General features: G+C 63.0%; 17 protein-coding genes and 2 pseudogenes. 5 read left to right on the top strand and 14 right to left on the bottom strand.

Annotation, left to right across the window (positions count from 1 at the left end):
* Nucleotides 1–90 precede the first annotated feature (90 nt).
* Nucleotides 91–1,239, bottom strand: coding sequence for a hypothetical protein (locus tag B7G52_RS23345; protein WP_141397448.1), 1,149 nt, complete (start codon nucleotides 1,237–1,239; stop codon nucleotides 91–93).
* A 37-nt stretch (nucleotides 1,240–1,276) separates the two neighbouring features.
* Nucleotides 1,277–3,397 carry a glutamine--tRNA ligase gene (locus B7G52_RS12350; protein ID WP_096697877.1) on the bottom strand — a complete coding sequence of 707 codons (2,121 nt, stop codon included), beginning with the start codon at nucleotides 3,395–3,397 and terminating at the stop codon, nucleotides 1,277–1,279.
* A 148-nt stretch (nucleotides 3,398–3,545) separates the two neighbouring features.
* Between B7G52_RS12350 and B7G52_RS12345 the strand changes: the two genes are divergently transcribed.
* Nucleotides 3,546–4,004: a hypothetical protein gene (locus B7G52_RS12345; protein WP_096697876.1), complete on the top strand. Its 459-nt coding sequence runs from the start codon at nucleotides 3,546–3,548 to the stop codon at nucleotides 4,002–4,004.
* A gap of 90 nt (nucleotides 4,005–4,094) precedes the next feature.
* Here the strand turns inward: B7G52_RS12345 and B7G52_RS12340 are convergent, their stop codons facing one another.
* The 7 genes and pseudogenes from B7G52_RS12340 to B7G52_RS24450 form a co-directional block, all read right to left on the bottom strand.
* Nucleotides 4,095–4,682, bottom strand: coding sequence for a DUF3455 domain-containing protein (locus tag B7G52_RS12340; RefSeq protein ID WP_170954759.1), 588 nt, complete (start codon nucleotides 4,680–4,682; stop codon nucleotides 4,095–4,097).
* Nucleotides 4,683–4,800: 118 nt separating this feature from the next.
* Nucleotides 4,801–5,283 carry a hypothetical protein gene (locus B7G52_RS12335; RefSeq protein WP_141397447.1) on the bottom strand — a complete coding sequence of 161 codons (483 nt, stop codon included), beginning with the start codon at nucleotides 5,281–5,283 and terminating at the stop codon, nucleotides 4,801–4,803.
* 395 nt (nucleotides 5,284–5,678) lie between these two features.
* The gene (locus tag B7G52_RS12330; RefSeq protein WP_096697873.1) at nucleotides 5,679–6,224 is read right to left on the bottom strand and encodes a DUF3455 domain-containing protein; all 546 of its coding nucleotides are present in this window, start codon (nucleotides 6,222–6,224) and stop codon (nucleotides 5,679–5,681) included.
* 312 nt (nucleotides 6,225–6,536) lie between these two features.
* A complete protein-coding gene (locus B7G52_RS12325) occupies nucleotides 6,537–7,187 on the bottom strand; it encodes a DUF924 family protein (protein WP_096697872.1) in 651 nt (216 codons plus the stop codon).
* Between the two features lie 35 nt (nucleotides 7,188–7,222).
* A pseudogene (locus tag B7G52_RS12320) lies at nucleotides 7,223–7,546 on the bottom strand (LytR/AlgR family response regulator transcription factor); the annotation flags it as partial.
* Nucleotides 7,547–7,641: 95 nt separating this feature from the next.
* Nucleotides 7,642–7,947, bottom strand: coding sequence for a 2TM domain-containing protein (locus B7G52_RS12315; RefSeq protein ID WP_096697929.1), 306 nt, complete (start codon nucleotides 7,945–7,947; stop codon nucleotides 7,642–7,644).
* Nucleotides 7,948–8,245: 298 nt separating this feature from the next.
* Nucleotides 8,246–8,344 (bottom strand): annotated as a pseudogene (locus B7G52_RS24450) (hypothetical protein); the annotation flags it as partial.
* 228 nt (nucleotides 8,345–8,572) lie between these two features.
* Here B7G52_RS24450 and B7G52_RS12310 point away from each other — a divergent pair.
* Nucleotides 8,573–9,406: an undecaprenyl-diphosphate phosphatase gene (locus tag B7G52_RS12310; protein ID WP_096697870.1), complete on the top strand. Its 834-nt coding sequence runs from the start codon at nucleotides 8,573–8,575 to the stop codon at nucleotides 9,404–9,406.
* 60 nt (nucleotides 9,407–9,466) lie between these two features.
* Here B7G52_RS12310 and B7G52_RS12305 read toward each other — a convergent pair whose 3' ends face one another.
* Genes B7G52_RS12305 through mutS form a run of 3 tightly spaced genes read right to left on the bottom strand, consistent with a single transcriptional unit; the run spans nucleotide 9,467 to nucleotide 13,741 of the window.
* Entirely contained in the window at nucleotides 9,467–10,309 is an 843-nt protein-coding gene (locus tag B7G52_RS12305; RefSeq protein ID WP_096697869.1) for an alpha/beta fold hydrolase, read from the bottom strand.
* 28 nt (nucleotides 10,310–10,337) lie between these two features.
* Nucleotides 10,338–11,165 carry a proteasome-type protease gene (locus tag B7G52_RS12300; protein WP_096697868.1) on the bottom strand — a complete coding sequence of 276 codons (828 nt, stop codon included), beginning with the start codon at nucleotides 11,163–11,165 and terminating at the stop codon, nucleotides 10,338–10,340.
* 26 nt (nucleotides 11,166–11,191) lie between these two features.
* The gene (gene mutS / locus B7G52_RS12295; RefSeq protein ID WP_096697867.1) at nucleotides 11,192–13,741 is read right to left on the bottom strand and encodes a DNA mismatch repair protein MutS; all 2,550 of its coding nucleotides are present in this window, start codon (nucleotides 13,739–13,741) and stop codon (nucleotides 11,192–11,194) included.
* Nucleotides 13,742–14,142: 401 nt separating this feature from the next.
* On the opposite strand from mutS, the gene B7G52_RS12290 reads away from it, so the two are divergent.
* The 3 genes from B7G52_RS12290 to B7G52_RS12280 are packed head-to-tail and all read left to right on the top strand — an operon-like array spanning nucleotide 14,143 to nucleotide 17,145.
* A complete protein-coding gene (locus B7G52_RS12290) occupies nucleotides 14,143–15,495 on the top strand; it encodes an NAD(P)/FAD-dependent oxidoreductase (RefSeq protein ID WP_096697866.1) in 1,353 nt (450 codons plus the stop codon).
* A gap of 21 nt (nucleotides 15,496–15,516) precedes the next feature.
* Complete coding sequence (locus tag B7G52_RS12285; RefSeq protein WP_096697865.1) at nucleotides 15,517–16,329, top strand: 1-acyl-sn-glycerol-3-phosphate acyltransferase; 813 nt, start codon at nucleotides 15,517–15,519, stop codon at nucleotides 16,327–16,329.
* Nucleotides 16,330–16,368: 39 nt separating this feature from the next.
* Entirely contained in the window at nucleotides 16,369–17,145 is a 777-nt protein-coding gene (locus B7G52_RS12280; RefSeq protein ID WP_096697864.1) for a glycosyltransferase family 2 protein, read from the top strand.
* A gap of 84 nt (nucleotides 17,146–17,229) precedes the next feature.
* On the opposite strand, the gene B7G52_RS12275 is transcribed toward B7G52_RS12280, so the two are convergent.
* Together B7G52_RS12275 and fabG are read right to left on the bottom strand one after the other, a co-directional pair.
* Complete coding sequence (locus tag B7G52_RS12275; protein WP_096697863.1) at nucleotides 17,230–17,988, bottom strand: class I SAM-dependent methyltransferase; 759 nt, start codon at nucleotides 17,986–17,988, stop codon at nucleotides 17,230–17,232.
* A gap of 230 nt (nucleotides 17,989–18,218) precedes the next feature.
* Complete coding sequence (gene fabG / locus B7G52_RS12270; RefSeq protein ID WP_096697928.1) at nucleotides 18,219–18,950, bottom strand: 3-oxoacyl-ACP reductase FabG; 732 nt, start codon at nucleotides 18,948–18,950, stop codon at nucleotides 18,219–18,221.
* Between the last annotated feature and the right edge of the window lie 42 nt (nucleotides 18,951–18,992).

The following is an 18,992-nucleotide window of genomic DNA, read 5'->3' as shown; positions in this document are numbered from 1 at the left end:
CTTCTTCGATGGGCTGGACGTGGGCTGGGGTGCCCAACAGAACGCTGTTGCGGTCAGTACTTCGTATTTGAGGCCATGCGGTGCAAAGATCTATTTAGTATTTGAAGTGCTGTTGTCGGAACCATCTGCTGCTGGCGCTGGCAACGCTCTCTGCAAGTCATCCGCGTGCTCAACGAATTCGGCATCTGGCTTGGAATACTGAAGCTCAAGTTGAATTTGCGAGGCGCGCTCAAATGCTGCAAGTTTTTTCTTTTGCTCTGCTGTGGGTTGCTCGCCCTCAGCAACAGTAGGCTTCTCAGGTAGTTCTAACCGCAGTTCAATCCTGGCACCTTCCGCAATTTTTCTTGAAAGCTTTTGCAACGCGATCGACATAGCAGTACGCAGTTCATTTTTCCTCCCTTTGTCCGGCCCTTTGTAAAATTCAGACACTAGTTTTGATGCTAGTTTTTCTAGGTCAGTTTTTACTTTCGATGCGTTATGAGTTTCAAGTGACTTTAGGATTGGCTTGGGGGTGTTGGTGCTGACTAGCTGCGTGTAAAGCGATTTCATCTTTATCAAGTCGCGCAATATTGCATTCACGCCCTTTGTGCACTGCGAAACGCCGTATATAAAGGAAGCAGTCCCGGCCAAGTACAACAACCAGGAACCAGATGCCAGCGTGCGCACTGTGACAGGATTGCGTTCTGGGTCAAACGTTTCGGAAATGGTTTCGCAAATTCGATTCCACTCCTTTGCCTCTTTTGAAAGATCGTCAAGTGTTTTTGTTTCTGTGGAAACTGGAAGATCAATCAACATCTCTGCCTCACCTTCACCTAACTCAAAGTATTCAACCTCAAGTTCTGTGAATGCTTCATTCATGGATCGGATATATCTCAGTTTCTTTTTTGCCAGTTCTTTCAATTCGTTGAGTGCGGTCGCCGCTAAATTTGCGCTAAGGTGATTTGCTTGGACGCAATCCAGTACTCTTGTGAAAAGCTGGTCACCGAGGAAGCTTTGGAGATGTAAATCGGCGACGACTTGCGCTGTGTCGTCGTCAGCCCTGTTAAGTGGGCTAATCTCGAATAATTTTCTGAGCTGCTCTAGATGATCTTTGAAAACGTTAGCTATCTCAACATTCCCGGGATTGCTAGCAATATTGTTGAGATCGGTAATCAGTTCCTGAAGACGTGTATCTATGTCGATTCGTTTCAGGTCATCATCGATTAACGCAATGGCTCGGTGAAAGCGTGCTAAATCCATTTTTGCCTCCCCAGTTTTTATATCGTCGGGCTATTTGTTACTTTCCCCAACTGTCCTTCATCCCCGTAACTCGATTGAACACCGCTTTCCCCTCAGCGTGATCCTTCAAGTCAGTGACAAAGTACCCATGCCGCTCAAACTGAAAACGCTGCCCGGCTTCAACATTCGCCAGTGAAGGCTCCACATAAGCCGTGACCACGCTCAGGCTGTCCGGGTTCAGGTTTTCCAGAAAATCCTTGCCGTCCGCCTCGGGGTGGGCCTGGGTAAACAGCCGGTCGTACAGGCGCACTTCGGCCTGTACGGCGTCGTTCACGCCGACCCAGGTGATCACGCCCTTGACCTTGACGCTGTCGGAGCCGGGGGTGCCGCTTTTGGTGTCGGGGATCAGTTTGGCCTGCACTTCGGTGATGTTGCCGGTGGCGTCTTTGGTCGCGCCCATGCATTCGATGACGTGGCCGTATTTCAGGCGCACCTTGCTGGCCGCGATGGCCTGGCCGCTGGTATTGGTGTGGGCGGGGAAGAGGCGGAAGAAGCCCTTGGGTGGCGTTTCTTCGTAGTCGGTGCGTTCAATCCACACTTCCTTGCCGATCTTGAAGTGGCGTGTGCCCATGTCGGGGTGGTGCGGGTGCACGGGGGCGGCGCAGTCGTCCAGATAGCGCCCATCTACAGCGGCTTGACCGCTGTTTTCCATTTCAGCGTCCCAGTTCGTCAGCACCAGTTTCACCGGGTCGAGCACGGCCATGGCGCGCGGGGCGGTCGGGTCCAGCGTGTCGCGCAGGCAGCCCTCCAAAGTGCTGTAGTCAATCCAGCTGTCGCTTTTGGTCACGCCTATGCGTTCGGCAAACAGCTGGATTGCCTCGGGTGTGTAGCCGCGCCGGCGCAGGCCGACGATGGTGGGCATGCGCGGATCGTCCCAGCCGCTCACGCGTTTTTCGTTGACGAGTTGGGCGAGCTTGCGTTTGCTGGTCAGCACATAGGTCAGGTTGAGCCGGGCAAACTCATACTGGTGCGGCAGCAGGAAGAGGTTGGGGCGTTCGCCGTCGAGTGCGTGTTCGAGCAGCGGTGTGAACTGCGCGAGTTCCGTCTTGAGCAGCGCAAAAAACGCGGGCAGGTCGTGCAGCACGGCGTCGGGGTTGTGCTCCCAGCGCACAAACATGGCGCGCATCTGCGCCTCGGCCTCGCTGGCAAACAGCTTGTCGGCGTGGTTGTGGCAGTGCAGGGCAAATTCCTTGCCGGCTTCCAGGCCCTGGCCTTCGATTTTTTCGACCAGCTCGCGCGCAAGGGCAAACTGCGGCGCGCGCAGGATGGGCACGATGCGCTCCAGCGTCCAGTCGTAAAACGGGCGCTGGTCTTCAAACTCCAGCGTGCAGATGCTGTGGGTGATGTTCTCGAGCGCGTCCTCGATCGGGTGTGCAAACGCGTACATCGGGTAAATGCACCACTGGTCGCCGGTGTTGTGGTGCGTGGCGCGGCGAATGCGGTAAATCGCTGGGTCGCGCATGTTGATGTTGGGGCTGGCCATGTCGATCTTGGCGCGCAGCACGGCGGCGCCGTCGGCGAGCTTGCCGTCGCGCATGTCGCGAAAACGCGCCAGGTTGTCGGCCGGTGTGCGTTGGCGGAAAGGGCTGTCCACACCGGCAAGCCGGAAGTCGCCGCGGTTGGCGCGCATTTCGTCGGCGCTTTGTTCGTCCACATAGGCGTGGCCGGTCTCGATCAGGTATTCCGCGGCGCGGTACATGAAGTCGAAATAGTCGCTGGCCTGGAACAGGTGGGCGGTAGCGACGCCGTTGACCCGGGCATTCCAGTCAAACCCCAGCCATTTCACGGCATCGATGATGCTGTTGACGTATTCGGTGTCTTCTTTTTCGGGGTTGGTGTCGTCAAAACGCAGGTGGCACACGCCGCCGTAGTCGCGCGCCAGGCCGAAGTTCAGGCAGATGCTTTTGGCGTGGCCCACATGCAGGTAGCCGTTGGGCTCGGGCGGGAAACGGGTGCGGATGCGTGCGGTATCGGGCTGGCCGGCGGCGTGGTGGGAGGCGTCGCCGGGGCTGCCGCCCCATTTGCGGCCGGAATAGGTGCCGGCGGCCAGGTCATGCTCGATGATCTGGCGCAGGAAATTGCTGGGTTTGTGGGGTTCTTTGTCTGCAGGGGCGTTCATGAGGCTGATTCTAGGGCGTTGCCACTGGACAACCCAGTTTGGGCGTTACTTTTGGCTACGCTCTTCACTGTGCGTGCGGTAGGCCGTTACCCGGCTGGCGCGTTTAATACCTACATGGGCTTTTTCTGCCCAGTACAAGGAGAAAGCAATGCTTAAGACAACTGTTCAAGCCGCACCGTCCCGCAAGCCGATGCTGATGGCCGGCGCTGCTGCCGCCCTGGCCATCGCGGCAATGGGGTTTGCGGGCGGTGCCCATGCCCGCAGCGATGTGCAGTTTTCCGTCGGTGTGGTGCTTCCGGGCGCGCAGATCGGTGTGACCAATGCCTACCCGGTGTATGCGCAACCGGTTTACGTGCAGCCCCAGCCGGTCTATGTGCAACCCCGCCCTGTGTATGTGCAGCCTGCACCGGTGTATTACCAGCCGGCGCCGGTGTATTACCAGCCGCGTCCAGTCTACGTGCAGCCCGCCCCGGTGTATTACGGTCGCCCCCATGGCTGGCACAAGCGGCATGGCCATCACGACCGCGACGACGATGACCGCCGCGGTGGTTATCGCCAGGGTGGTTACTACGTGCAAAACCAGGGCTCAGGTTATTACGGCCGCTGAACCCGCCGCTTGCCACCATCAAAAAAGCCCGCAGCGTCAACCCTGCGGGCTTTTTTGTGGGCGCCGTGGCCCAGTGCTGGAGACGGCGTTTCAGGAGCCCTTGGCGCGCCAAAAAATGTAGTCCGCCTCGTAAGGTACGGTCTTGCGCATGCCCAGTTGCGCCGAGGTGCAGGGGGTGCTCGATATCCAGCCGCCCACGGTGCGCAGGCGCTGGACATAAGTGATGTTGTGCAGCGTCCCGGATACGCCGGAAGACTGGGCGTTGTAGCGCTGCAGGGGCAGGTTGTTGCTGCCGTTGCCCACCTCGGAAAATTCGCGGGCCATGACGCTGGAGCCATCACGATGGACCCAACTCGCGCGTGCCCCGGGCTTGTGCATGATGGTGCCGCCGTAGGTGTCGGTCAGGTCCACGCTGGCGTTTCTCATGAGCCACTCGTATTCATACGGCGCGCGTTTGACGGCCTGGCATTCGTACAGCAGCCTGCCGTTGCTGGTGGCTTCCAGCACGGGCTGGTAACCGTCGGGCACACGAACGGCTTCGGGCAGGTCTTTCTGGTTGTTGTAGGGCTGGAGCGGGCGGTAGCCGCAGGCGCCCAGCAAGGCGGCGCTGCCGATGATCACAAGCAGGCTGCGCGACAGGCGACCAAAGGGGACATTGCTGCGGGAGGGTGTTTTCACGAAGGTTCCGGAGGGTGAGCTTGCCCTAGTAAACCCCATGATCATGGGGTGTTCTGTACGGGAAAACCCCCGCACGCCGGCGCGGTTTGTCCCGTCCGCGACCGGCTCCAGGTGCTTTTTAGCCCACGGTGGTGCAGGAAATGTCATACGCGGCCAGTGTTTTGGGCTTGGCGCCTTGGCCGGTCAAGGCACTGTTGCAGCTTTTCAGGGTCTTGCTGAAGCCGCCTGGTTTGGCCTGCAGGCTGTAGCTGACACGGCTGAAGACCGGCGCATCCAGGGTGGGGCGCATGGCCACAACGGCGCTGCTGCGGTTGTCCTGAGCCAGGGCGGTTTGCGGAGCCGGCGTCAGCTCCCATTCCTGGGTTCCGTCCGCTCGGGCCACGCGCTGGTACAGCACATGGTCGTCGCCCGCCGGTGAAAGGGCTTGCGCAGCGTCAGGCAGGGGCGCGAGCACCACCGGCTGGTCATAAGCGCCATACGCGCGGGGGGTTAAGGCCGGGCCTGAAAAGGCAGCGATCATGGCCGCCGTGCCGGTGACCACCAGCAAGGCCAGGCCGATGGCCAGGCTGATCGCTCGAAACATATGGTGCGTGTTTCTCATCTCAGGTTACTCCTTGCACTCATCAGACCGCAGCTCCGGGCCGGGCCCTGTAGGCGGTTGCCTCTTGCATGAGACAGCGCACAGCGCGGCGTGGAACAACGGTCTCCCATGGGTTGAGGCTTTTCAAACTGGCTGAAGGGGAGGCGTCTCATGGAAGGTCTGGTTCATTATTGGGTGGAGCTGTTGACCAGTTTCGGTTGCAACAGGTGTAAGCGTATGTAGGACGCCGCGCCAGGGATTTGCGGGCAAAAAACGCGATCGACCGCATGCACCAAAAAAAACCTGCAGGCCACCGCTCGCGCGATGGCCTGCAGGCTGTCAAAGCCGGCCCCGCCAGACGCGGAGCCGGCCGCTCACCATTCCGGCGAACCTCCCGAAGAAATGCAGCGCGGGGCTTACATGGCCTTGTAGAAGATGTAGTCGGCCTGGTACTTGACGATCTGCTTGGCCCCCAGGTTGCCGGCGGCGCACGGTGTGGCCGGTGCAACGCCGCCCAGGGTGGCCACGCGCTGGATGTAGGTGACGCCCTGCATGGCGCCGCTGCCCATGGCGGGGTTGCCCTTGACGAGCTGCAGCGGGATGTTGCCGGCCATGTTGGGCGCGACGGCGAGTTGTGTGGCGGTCAGCCTGGAGCCGTCCACGGCCTCCCAGGTGGCGGGCGGGCCGTAGTATTTGCCGACCTGTTTGCCGCTGCGGTCCATCAGTTTGGCGTCGGGGCCGACAAACACCCACTCGAACTGGCCGGCCATGTCTTTTTTGGCGCTGCACTGGTAGGTGATGTCACCCATGCCCACGGTTTCGAGGGCCACCCGGTTGCCGGCGGGCACCTGGACGGCGGCGGGCAGGCCGGCCTGCGAGTAGGTCGGCATCATCGGGGTCATGGTGCCGCAGGCGGCAACAAGGGAGACGGCGGCGGTGGCGATGGCGGTACGGATCATCATGAGGGGCACTCCTGGTAGTGAGCTGGCGGGCGCCAGTTGTTGGTGGTGGATGTCGCGGGTTCAACGCGTCGGATGGCCGCAATCAAGCCGGCAGTTCGATGGCGTCTGCCGGGGGTACGTGGCCGGCGCGCCGGTGGATTCAGCGCGGGCAGGCGGGGTGTGAAAAAAATTCACGCAGTGCAGTGCAGTGCAGTGCAGTGCAGTGCAGTGCGGTGTTGTGCGGAGCGGGGAGTGGACGGGTGGTGCTGGCGGGCGCGTTACTCCCGCGAATTCGCGCCGGCCGGTCCAGCGGTGCGGTGTTCGGTTAAGGGCCTATTGCCCGAAGCGCGGGCCGATTTTCAGGAACTCGAATTCCAGCGCGCTGCTGGTGCGCCCCAGTGCGGCGTTGCGGTAGGGAAAACGGCCATAGCGGGCAACGATGTCGCGGTGCTTGATGGCAAAGTCCAGCGAGCCCTGGGCGCTGGCACGGTGCGCCTCGGGCGCGGCCGCGGCCAGCGCGCTGAAGCGGCGCACGCCTTCTTCCTGCAGAGCCAGGTTTTCGGCATGGGTGAGCGGCATGTACAAAAAGACACGGCCGACCCAGGGCAGGGCCTCGTCGATGCCCTGTGCGAGTGCATCGCTGACCAGCCGCTGGGCCTGCTCGTCGCCGGCAAAGGCCTGGCCCTTGCCGCGAAAGATATTGCGGGGAAACTGGTCGAGCAGGATGATCAGCGCCAGCCGGCTCAGCGGCTGCGCCTCCCAGTCGGCCAGACGGCCGGCCAGCGCCTGTTCGACCAGCTCGCCGAAGGTCTGGCGGATTTCCTCGTCGAGTTCGGGCCCGCCGTTAAACCAGCGCTTGCCCATGTCCTGGCTGGGCCAGCCCAGCGTGACGCCATCGCCGAGCCAGAAGTCGAGGACCAAGTCGGGCGAGGCGGAGGTCGGGGAGGGCGTGGAAGGTGTGGACGACGTGAAGGAAGAGGGCATGGGCGGCAGGTACGGTCAGACAGAAACGGGGCTGTTTACATGGCCCTGAATTGATGACTGTACATGCGACTGACCGCTAGTTTCTCTATCCTGCCGCGCAGGCTCAAGGTGAGTTTGCCGGTCTCGTCCCGGCTGACGGTTTCAATCGCGCCGGCCTGCACCACCGTGCCGCGGTGGATCTGCCAGAAGCTTTGCGTGTCCAGTTGCGGCAGCAGGTCTTTCAGCGGGGTGCGTATCAGGTACTCGTGATCGGCGGTGAGCACCCGCACGTATTTGTCGGCCGCTTCAAAATAAACCACCTCGCCCACCGGCACCATGCGAATGGTCTTGTCCACGCTGATCTGCAGCACCTTCAGCGGCCTGTCCTGCGCTTTGTCGAAGGGGCCGCCCAGGCCGGTCATGCGGATGTCAAAAAACAGCAATTCGGTCAGCAGCTTGGCGGCCCAGTCGATGTTCATCGCTGCGGGCCGTCACCGAACTCGCGCTGAAGGCGTTCTCGCTCTTTCTGCACCATGCGCTCGCGCAGGCCGCTGCCGTTGCCCAGCACAAACACCGACATGCCATGCAGCACCAGCCCCAGGCCCCAGCCCAGCAGCGGGAACAGCGACCAGGGCCGGCTGCCGAAGCCGTAGGCCGACGTGGCGAAGATCACCAGATTGACCAGCAGGTAGAGCGCGGCGTGAACATACCAGCCCAGCTTGGCACCCGCGCGCTTGTGGGCCAGGCGTTCGATGTCTTCGGGCAGGGACGGTGTAGGCATCATGGCAGGGGTGTGAAGAACCAATCATTTTATTGAGACTTCCATAAATCATGACAGGCAACTTACTACCGTTCGCCCTGAGCTTGTCGAAGGGCCCTTCGTCCTTGCTCAGGACAGGCTTCGACAGGCTCAGCCCGAACGGTGTAGCGTCATGAATTACGAAAACATCAATAGAACAGGGGAGCGGCTTCAGGTGCGGCAAACCCGGATGAAGGGTTGCCGCTTCACCAGGGATCCCGCTGCATGCCCAGTGGCGACCACTCAGGTAAGACAGCGTGGCGAGCAGCAGGTTGACGGCGATATAGATGCAGAGGTGAACATACCAGCCGAGCTTGGCCCCTGCTCGCTTGCGGGCGAGTTGTTCAAGGTCGGGGTCTTTCCGGGTTGTGGTGTGCATGGCGAGCTCCTTGTTCATTGTTCATTGGTGAGGTGGTGAGGTGGTGAGGACGTGCAAGGTGCGGGCTGCAGCGGATGGCCGCGCCGGCGCGAGGACTTTGCGACGAAATGCAGGAGCAGCGGCGCGAGTTGCGCCCAGCGAACGTGAAAAGCGCAGCCCCACGCCTGCCGCGCCCCGGGGGGTGCAGTGGGCCGACAGCGATAATCAGCCCATATTTTTGGAGCGCGTGTGGACATTGCATTGCTGATCAAGGCTGCCGTCATGGGCATCGTCGAGGGTTTGACCGAGTTCCTGCCCATTTCTTCCACCGGCCACCTGATTCTTGCCGGCGCCTTGCTGGGTTTTGACGACGAGAAGGCCAAGGTGTTTGACATTGCGATCCAGACCGGCGCCATTTTTGCCGTCATCCTGGTCTACTGGCAAAAACTGCGCGACACCTTGGTGGCACTGCCTACGGAGAGGCAGGCGCAGCAGTTTGCGCTCAATGTCCTGGTCGCGTTTGTGCCGGCGGTGCTGCTGGGCCTGCTGTTTGGCAAGGCCATCAAGGCCCACCTGTTCACGCCCGTGGTGGTGGCGAGCACCTTCATCATCGGCGGCTTCGTCATTTTGTGGGCCGAGCGGCGCCAGAAAACCAACCCGGCCACGGCACGCATCCATGAGGTCGAGGCCATGACCATGATGGATGCGCTCAAGGTCGGCCTGGTGCAGTGCCTGGCCATGGTGCCCGGCACCAGCCGCAGCGGCGCCACCATCATTGGCGGCATGTTGCTGGGCCTGTCACGCAAGGCCGCGACGGACTTTTCGTTTTACCTGGCGATTCCGACGCTGATCGGCGCCGGTGCCTACAGCCTGTACAAGGACCGCGCCCTGCTGTCGGCGGCGGACCTGCCGCTGTTCGGCGTCGGGTTGCTGTTTGCCTTTGTCAGCGCCTGGCTGTGCATTCGCTGGCTGCTGCGTTACATCGCCACCCACAGCTTTGTGCCCTTTGCCTGGTACCGCATCGTCTTCGGTGTGGTGGTGCTGGTGACTGCGCAGATGGGCTGGGTCACCTGGGCGGCCTGAATTTTCCGTTCGCCCTGAGCTGGGCCTGTCCTGAGCCCGTCGAAGGGTCGAAGGGCTGTATCAATCCATCAGGTTGCGCAGGGCCGCTTCGATGGCCGCCGCGGTGGCCACGGGTTTTTCCATCGGGAACAGGTGGCTGCCGTCGAGCATCATGATGCGGCCACGCGTGACCTTCTCGGTCATGGCCATGCCCACCTGTTTCATCTCGACCGACTGGCGCCCGCCGATAAAGGCCACCGGGCATTTGAGCGGATGGCGTTTGAGCAGGCTCTCGAGGTTGTCGGGCAGGGTGTTGTAGATGGCGGTTTCCACGTCGCGGTCAAAACTCAGCAGGCGCTGGTTGTTACCGTCGCCCTGGGCGTCGTGCGTGCCGTGTTCGATGTAGTCGCGCAGGACCTGTTCATCCCAGCGTGCAAAGGCTTTTTTGCTGCGGAAATGCGCCAGCACTTCGGCCTGGTCCAGCCACTGGTGCCGGCGCTTGCGGCTGATCGCGCCGGGCGAGATCGAGCCGACCAGCTGCGCACGTTTGGCCACACTCAGCGCAGCGGCACGCCAGCCGCCCAGGATGGGCGAGTCGATCAGCAGCACACCGCGCACCGGCAGGCCGCCGAGCACGGGGTTGCGTGCGGCACACATCAGGCTCAGGAAACCGCCCAGCGAGTGGCCCACCAGAAACGCGGCTTGGCTGGATTTTTCGACCTGCTCGCTGGTGAAGTCGGCGAGTTGCTGCACCAGGTGCGGCCAGTTGCTGGTGACCGGGTAACGCGGGTCATGGCCGAATTTTTCAATCGCCTTGACCTGGAAGCCGCGCGACCTCAGCCCCTGGAACAACACGCCGTAGGTGCTTGCCGGAAAGCTGTTGCCGTGGGAAAAAATGATGAGAGGTTTGCTGGAGGTGGGCACGGGGTCGTTCAGTGGCGGCAGGACGCGTTCAGATCAGTTTTTCTTCGGGCGAAGAGATTTTTTTCAGGGGCTGGTTGCGCGTCAGCGGCGTCAGCAGCGGCACCTGCGTTTCGCCGCCGGTCCACATCGGGTCTTCGATGCTGTCAAAAACTTCGCGCAGCTTCTTGCCCCAGTTGTTGTGCAACATGCGGAAGTAGGGATTCTCGTGGTCGATGCAGACCACCTTGTCGCTTTGCAGCGAGTTGACTTCGTAGACCACCATGTCTAGCGGCAGGCCGACGGACAGGTTGGACTTGAGGGTGGAGTCCATCGAGACCAGCGCACATTTAGCGGCTTCGTCCAGCGGTGTTTCGGGGGTGATCACGCGGTCGAGCACCGGTTTGCCGTATTTGGATTCGCCGACCTGGAAGTAAGGCGTCTCCGGCGTGGCTTCGATGAAGTTGCCGGCCGAATAGACTTGGAACAGGCGCATGCCTTCACCGCGGATCTGGCCGCCGAAGATCAGCGAGACATTGAACTCGACGCCCGCGTGTTTGAGGTCGTCGGCATCGCGCTCGTGCACGCGGCGGATCGCGGCGCCCAGCACACGCGCTGCGTCGAACATGCTTTTGGCGTTCCAGATGGTGATGGGCGGGCCGCCTTCCGGGTCCTTGAGCTGCTCGACCTGCAGGATCTCGCGCACCGACTGCGAGATCGACAGGTTGCCGGCCGACAGCAGCACCATGAAACGGTCGCCCGGCTTTTCATAAATGATCATCTTGCGGAAGGTGCTGATCTGGTCCAGCCCCGCGTTGGTGCGGGAGTCGGAAAGAAACACCAGGCCGGCGTTGAGTTTGATGGCGACGCAGTAGGTCATGGGGGAAATCGTTGGGGTGGGGCGGCTCAGGCGGCCGCTATTTTTTTCAGTTGGTAAAGCGCGTCCAGCGCCTCGCGCGGGCTCAGCGCATCGGGGTCGATGCCGTGCAGGGCTTTTTCCACCGCGCTGGGTTCGGCGGCGGGCTGCTCGGGCGGCGCGGCAAACAGGTCAACCTGGGCGCGGCTGGCGGTCTGCTGGGTTTCCAGCGCATCCAGCGCATGCCGCGCGTGGTTGACCACGGCCGCCGGCACACCGGCGAGTTTGGCCACCGCGATGCCGTAACTCTTGCTGGCGGGGCCGGGCTCGATGTGGTGCAGAAAAACGATGCTGGCACCGGACTCGACCGCACTCACATGCACGTTGACCGCTGCGTGGTGGCGCGCCGGGAACTCGGTGAGTTCGAAATAGTGCGTTGCAAACAGCGTGAAGGCCTGGGTCTTGTTGTGCAGGTGGGCGGCAATGCCGCCGGCCAGCGCCAGGCCGTCGAAGGTGGAGGTGCCGCGGCCGATTTCGTCCATCAGCACCAGCGAATGCGGCGTGGCGGCGTGCAGGATCTGCGCGGCCTCGGTCATCTCCAGCATGAAGGTCGATTGCGCGTTGGCCACATCGTCGGCCGCGCCTATGCGCGTGTGGATGGCGTCGATGGGCCCCAGGCGGCAGGCGCCGGCGGGCACGTACGAGCCCACGCTGGCCAGCAACACGATGATGGCCACCTGGCGCATGTAGGTGGATTTACCGCCCATGTTCGGGCCGGTGATGATCTGCATGCGGCTCTTGCCACCCAGGCCGCAGTCGTTGGCGATGAAGGAGCCGCCTGTGGTTTCCGCCAGCCGCGCCTCGACCACCGGATGCCGGCCCTGACTGATCTCTATGCAGGGCTCTTTCACAAAGACCGGGGCGGTCCAGTTCAGCGTGAGTGAACGTTCGGCCAGCGCGCACAGGGCGTCCAGGCTGGCCAGCGCGCGCGCCAGGCGGCTCAGCACCGGCACAAAAGCCTGCAGCTCGTCGAGCAGTTGTTCGTACAGCCATTTTTCGCGGGCCAGCGCGCGTTCCTGCGCTGACAGGGCCTTGTCCTCGAAGGTCTTGAGTTCGGGCGTGATGTAACGTTCGGCGTTTTTCAGCGTCTGGCGGCGCCGGTAGTCGCTTGGTACCTTGTCGAGTTGGCCCTGGGTGACCTCGATGTAAAAACCGTGCACCTTGTTGAACTGCACGCGCAGGTTGGCGATGCCGGTGCGGGCCTTCTCGCGGCCTTCGAGGTCCAGCAGGAAGTCGTCGCAGTTGGTCTGGATCGCGCGCAGCTCGTCAAGGTCGGCGTCGCAGCCGTGGTTGATCACGCCGCCGTCGCGGATCAGCGCGGCCGGCTCGTCCAGCACATAACGCTGCAGCAGGGCGGCGCAGGCGGGCGGCGCCTGCAGGTCCCCGAAAATAGTGGTCAAAAGTGACGGCAGCCCTTGCTGGTTGGGCGCCAGCAGCTCTGTTTTTTGTAGCGTATCGCGCAGGGCAATAAGCTCGCGCGGGCGCACCTGGCGCAGCGCGATGCGGGCGGTGATGCGTTCAACGTCGCTGCTGCCCTTGAGGCGGGTGCGCAGTGTCTGCTGCAGGCCGGCGCGCAAGGCCGTGATGGCTTCGAGCCGCGCTGCCGCCTGGCTGCGCTCGCGCCGCGGGCTCAGCAGCCAGCTTTTGAGCGCGCGGCTGCCCATGCCGGTGGTGCAGGTGTCGAGCAGCGAAAACAGCGTGGGCGTGTCTTCGCCGCGCAGGGTCTGGGTCAGCTCCAAGTTGCGCCGTGTGGTCTGCGGCAGTTCGATCAGCTCGCCCGAACGCACGACCTGCAGGCTGTGCACATGGGAGAGCGCGCGGCCCTGGGTGTGTTCGGCATAACCGAGCAGCGCAGAGGCCGCCGCGTGGGCCTCGGGCAGGGCCTCGGCGTTCCACGAGGCCAGCGAGGCCACCTGCAGCTGCGCCAGCAGCCGGCGTGCGCCCAGCGCGCTGTCAAACTGCCAGGCCGGGCGGGCGCTGACAGCGCAGCGCTGGATTTTCAGGCGCTGCTCGAAGGCGGGCGTGACATCGACGTTGTAAAGCAGTTCGCTGGGCGCGATGCGGGCGATCCAGGCCTCGAGCTCGTCGCTGGCGCAGTGCGCCAGGTGGATTTCGCCCTGTGTGACGCTGAGCCAGGCCAGGCCGCAGGTGTTGCGGCTGCCTTGGTGCACCGCCAGCAGGATGGATTCGGTCTTGTCGCTGAGCAGCTCGGTGTCGGTCAGGGTGCCGGGTGTGACCACCCGCACCACCTTGCGCTCGACCGGGCCCTTGGCGGTGGCCACGTCGCCGACCTGTTCGCAGATGGCGACCGACTCGCCCAGCTTGATCAGCTTGGCCAGGTAGCCCTCGAGCGAGTGGAAGGGCACGCCGGCCATGACCACCGGCTCACCGGCCGACTGGCCGCGCCGCGTCAGCGTGATGTCGAGCAGGCGGGCGGCCTTTTCGGCGTCCGCATAAAACAATTCGTAAAAGTCACCCATGCGGTACAACAGCAGGGTGTCGGGGTAGTCCGCCTTCAGGCCCAGGTACTGGACCATCATGGGCGTGTGTTTTCCGGCCCCGGCGGTGGCCGGATCAGGGGTGTCGAGAGCGGGCGGGGGAAGGTTCACTGGGGTTTCAGGCAAGGACGGTAAAAGGCTGAATACACGGGTGAACTCAGGGTGGCTGCGGGGGTGGCGAGAGGGGCCGGGAAAATAATAGCACTTGCCGGCCTGCCCGCCGCCGCGGCCTGACGGAAATCGCTGCCAGGTCGACCCTTCCGGGAGGGGGCTTGAATGTGCGCCGGACCTGTAAATCCCGAAAGAACAGACATTTCACTACAAACAGGCAGGGTACCCCGAAGTAGACTCAACAGTTGCACGCCTGACATGCGCGATGGTCCCGTCCGGGATCACCACGGCAGGTTTGCGGCAAGTTCGACACTACCGACCAAGGAAAACCCATGACCGAGCTGAATTCACCAGCCGCCCCTGCTCCCGCCGTTACGGGCGAGTGCGATGTGCTGGTCATCGGCGGCGGCCCGGCGGGTTCCACGGCGGGGGCGCTGCTGGCCCAGCGGGGCTACAAGGTGGTGGTGCTGGAGAAAGAACACCATCCGCGTTTCCACATCGGCGAGTCGCTGCTGCCGGCCAACCTCCCGCTGTTTGAAAAACTCGGGGTGGCGGACGCCGTCCGGGCCATCGGCATCGAGAAATGGGGCGCCGAGTTTGTGTCGCCCTGGCACGACAACAAGAGCCAGACCTTCATGTTCGGCGACGCCTGGGACAAGTCCATGCCGTTTTCCTACCAGGTGCGGCGCTCCGAGCTGGACGAGATCCTGATACGCAATGCAGCCCGGCTGGGCGCCGAGGTGCTGGAGGGCTGCAGGGTGCGCGAGGTGGCTTTTGCGGCCGACCGCAGCGGCGCCACCGTGCACGCGCAGCATGAAGACGGCCGCATGCAGGACTGGCGGGCCCGCTTTGTGGTGGACGCCTCGGGCCGCGACACCCTGCTGGGCAAGCAGTTCGACATCAAGCGCCGTAACCCCAAACACAATAGCTCGGCCCTGTATGCCCACTTCACCGGCGCCACGCGGCACCCGGGGCAGGACGAAGGCAACATCACGATTTTCTGGTTCGACCACGGCTGGTTCTGGTTCATTCCGCTGGCCGACGGCGCCACCAGCATAGGTGCGGTCGTCTGGCCGCACTACCTCAAGAGCCGCAGCAAACCCGTGAAGGAATTTTTCCTGGACACGATCGCCCTGTGTCCGGCGCTCGCCGAGCGCCTGGCCCACGCCACGCTATCGTCCGATGTCGAGGCGACCGGCAACTTTTCCTACGCCTGCGAGCGCACGCATGGCCCCAACTACGTGATGATTGGTGACGCCTTCACCTTCATCGACCCGGTGTTTTCGTCGGGTGTGATGCTGGCCATGCAGGGCGGTTTTGACGGTGCCGACACGGTCGATACCTGCCTGCGCGAACCGGCGAAGGCCGCGGCCGCGCTGGCGCATTTCGACCGCCAGGTGCGCAAGGGGCCGAAAGAGTTTTCGTGGTTCATCTACCGCGTGACGAACCCGACCATGCGCGACATGTTCATGGGGCCGCGCAATGTGTGGCGCGTGAAGGAGGCCCTGCTGTCCATGCTTGCGGGCGACATTTTCGGCAAGACACCGATCTGGGGCTCGCTGGCGGTGCTCAAGGCGATTTTCTATATTTCATCGGCCCTGAATTACAAGCGCACCCTGCAGGCGATCCGCATGCGCAAGGTCAATATCCGTGTGGTTGAGGACGCGGCGCCTGCGGCGCGCTGACGGCCGCAAAGCGCGGATGCCATGAAACACGAGTCCAATGCCCTCATGACCGAGCCGCTGGCGCTGCCGTCGCTCCGCCGTGCCCTGCATGAAACCATCAAGTTGCATCTGGGCTACCTGGCGCTGGGCCTGATCAGCCTGGGTGTCACGTTGCTGGCCTTTCCGATGCGCGCACTGCTGCCGCGTGTGATCAGCAAACGGCTGGGACGCAAGCTGGTGACCGCTGTAACGCGGCACTACCTGCGTTTTCTGGTGCTGATCGGGGCCTGCCGCTTCGACCTGTCGGAACTGGACGCGTTGCGGGATGCGCCACCCATGGTCATCGCGCCCAACCACCCGTCGCTGCTCGATGCGGTGATGGTTCTGTCGCGCTTGCCCGGTACGGGCTGCATCATGAAGGCCGAACTCGTCAACAGTGTTTTTTATGGGGCGGGTGCGCGGCTGGCCGGCTACATCCGCAACACGCCGCTGCGCACCATGGTGCAGCTGGCGGTGGACGATCTGCACCAGGGCAGCCATCTGCTGCTGTTTCCCGAAGGCACACGCACCACGCGCTTTCCCGTGGGCCGCTTGCAGGGCACGACCGGGCTGATCGCCAAAAGTGCGGGTGTGCCGGTGCAGACAGTGTTTATTGAAACCAGTTCCGGTTTTCTGGGCAAAGGCTGGCCCTTGCTGCGAGCCCCTAAAATGCCCATCACTTACCGGGTCCGTCTCGGCAAGCGTTTTGATCCGCCGCAGCACACGGCGCGTTTCGTCAGTGAGCTCGAACAGTATTTCCAGACCGAGCTGGCGCACGCGCAGTTGCCCGGCTTTCCCGTTTCTCCGCCGGCCTGAGCATCGTGGCCTGGCGCCCCTTGTCCAGGTTTTCACACGATGACTGTTTCTGCTCCCGGTGCGTCCCGCACCCATCTGGTCCTGATACCGAGCTACAACCCCGGCCCCAAGGTCTATGAAACCGTGCGCGCGGCGCGCGCCCACTGGACGCCGGTCTGGGTCGTGGTGGACGGCAGCACCGACGACAGCGCCACCGGCCTGCAGGCCATGGCGGCGCAAGATGAAGGTTTGCGCGTGATCGTGCTGCCGCACAACGTGGGCAAGGGCGCGGCGGTGCTGCACGGGCTGGACCTGGCGGCGACGCAGGGTTTCACCCACGTGCTGACCATGGATTCCGACGGCCAGCACCCGGCCCACCTGATTCCGCAATTCATGGCCGCATCAAGCGCGCAGCCCGAGGTCATGGTGCTGGGCATGCCGGTGTTTGCCGCCGACGCGCCGCGCCTGCGTGTCAACGGCCGCAAGGTTTCCAATGGCTGGGCCAACCTGGAAACGCTGTGGGCCGGCATCGGTGATTCGCTGTTCGGTTTTCGCGTCTACCCGATCGCGCCGCTGCGGCGCGTCATGCACGGCCAGCGCTGGATGCGGCGTTTCGACTTTGACCCGGAGGCGGTGGTGCGCATGTGCTGGCTGGGCGTCAAACCCGTCAACCTGCCGGCCACCGTCAAATACTTCCGACCCGACGAAGGCGGCGTCTCGCATTTCAACTACCTGCGCGACAACCTGCTGCTGAGCTGGATGCACTCACGCCTGTTCTTGGGTTTTTTGCTACGGCTGCCCGTGTTGCTGGCGCGGCGCTGGTCCGGTCGCTCTTGAGTGGCAGCGCTCATGGCGCCCGCTTTTCTGCGCCGCCATGGCGCAAAAGGCGCGGTTTCAGGTTCCAGATAGCGGGCAACAGCACTAGGGTTTGATCGCCTGGTACTCGGAAAACACGCCAACTTCCACGTGTTGTTTGACCTGCACCAGCCCGGCGGCGCTCAGTGTGGCCATGACTTGTTCCGGCGGGACACAGGCTTCTATGCTGTCCCAGTAGTAGCGCCAGATTGTTGCGGTCTCTTTTTGCCGGGAAACAAACCGTGTCAGCAACGGTATCACGCCCCGCATATAGGTTTTGAGGACCCACTGTCCCAGACCGCTTTTTGCCTGGGTGATTTCGAGGATGCACAGGCGGCCGCCGGGTTTCAATACCCGTTGAAATTCTGCAAACGCCACCCCCAGGTCGCTGATATGGCGAAGGGCGTAACCCATGCTCAGGAAATCAAAGTGATTGTCGGGGAACGGCAATGATTCGGCCCGGCCCTCCATCAGTACCATGGTCTTGGGCAGCTTGCTGGCCGCCAGCATGCCGGAGCTTGGATCAATCCCGGTGACCAAGGCCGGGTCGCCGGTCAGAAGACAGGCCTGGGCCGCAACCAGGCCGGTTCCCACGCCCACATCAAGTACCCGCATGCCCGCTTTCAGGCCGCCGCGAATGAGGGCCTGACGCCGATAACGCGAACCGGTACCCCAGGCCAGCATGGCCTCGATACGGTCGTAGTCGGCAGCGGTGTTGTCAAAAATCCGGCGTAAATAGGCTTGCCTGTCCTGCTCGGTCTGGTAGTAATCGGTGAGCGGGCCATGCGGTGCATGCGCCGCGGGAACGGGTTCGGAAGTCTTCATGGGGTATTCGCCTTTCAAGCTGGAAAGTCAGTTGGACGCGCCGCGGGAGGTACCGTCATGGGTGTGTGTGCTGGCAAGGCACAAGGAGGAGCAGGCTGATGCCTGCGGGAAGGGGCGCCTCGGTCAGCGGGCTCGTGCGCTCACCCTGAGGGCGATGGCCTTTGACGCTGCATCAGCCAGCTTCATGCCCTTTGCCTCGCGCGTCAATCGGACAAGCGCCGGTTTTGGGGTCAGATCATGCCGCCATTGATGGAAATGACCTGGCCGCTGATGTAGGCCGCACGTTCGGAGGCCAGAAATCCGACGAGGTCGGCGACTTCCTCGGCCTTGCCCGCGCGTTTCATCGGCACCATGCGGTCGATGACGTCCTTGCTGAAAGCGCCCTGGGTCATGGCGGTGTCGATGATGCCGGGGGCCACGGCATTGACGGTGATGCCGCGGCTCGCCACTTCCAGCGCCAGTGACTTGGTGGCTGCATGCAGGGCGCCCTTGGCGGCCGAATAGTTGACCTGCCCGCGGTTGCCGGCCACGGCCGCGACCGAGGTGATGGTGATGATGCGGCCCCAGCGGGTCCGGATCATGGGCATGGTCAGCGGTTGGGTGACGTGGAAAAACCCATTGAGCGAGACATCCAGCACGCGCTGCCACTGGGCCAGCTGCATGCCGGGAAACACCGCATCGTCATGGATGCCGGCGTTGTTGACCAACACCTGGATGGGGCCGTCTTCGAGCAGGGTTTCCAGGGCCTGGCCGGTGGCGGCGGCGTCGGTCACATCGAAAGCCACGGCCTGGGCCTGGCCGCCTTGGGCCACGATGTCGGCGGCGACGGCCTGCGCCGTGGCCAGGTGGCTGTTGGCGTGAACGATGACGGCAAAGCCGTCGGCCGCCAGGCGCCGGCTGATGGCCGAGCCCAGCCCACCGCTACCGCCGGTGACCAGGGCGCGTTTGAGGGGTGGGGTCATGAGGGACTCGCTGCCGCTGCGGGCGGTGGGGTGGAGGGGGAC

It is taken from the genome of Polaromonas sp. AER18D-145 (genome assembly GCF_002379095.1).
Classification (GTDB): Bacteria; Pseudomonadota; Gammaproteobacteria; order Burkholderiales; family Burkholderiaceae_C; genus Polaromonas.
The sequence above is the reverse complement of the archived record's forward strand: the minus strand, read 5'-3'. Positions and strand labels throughout refer to the sequence as shown.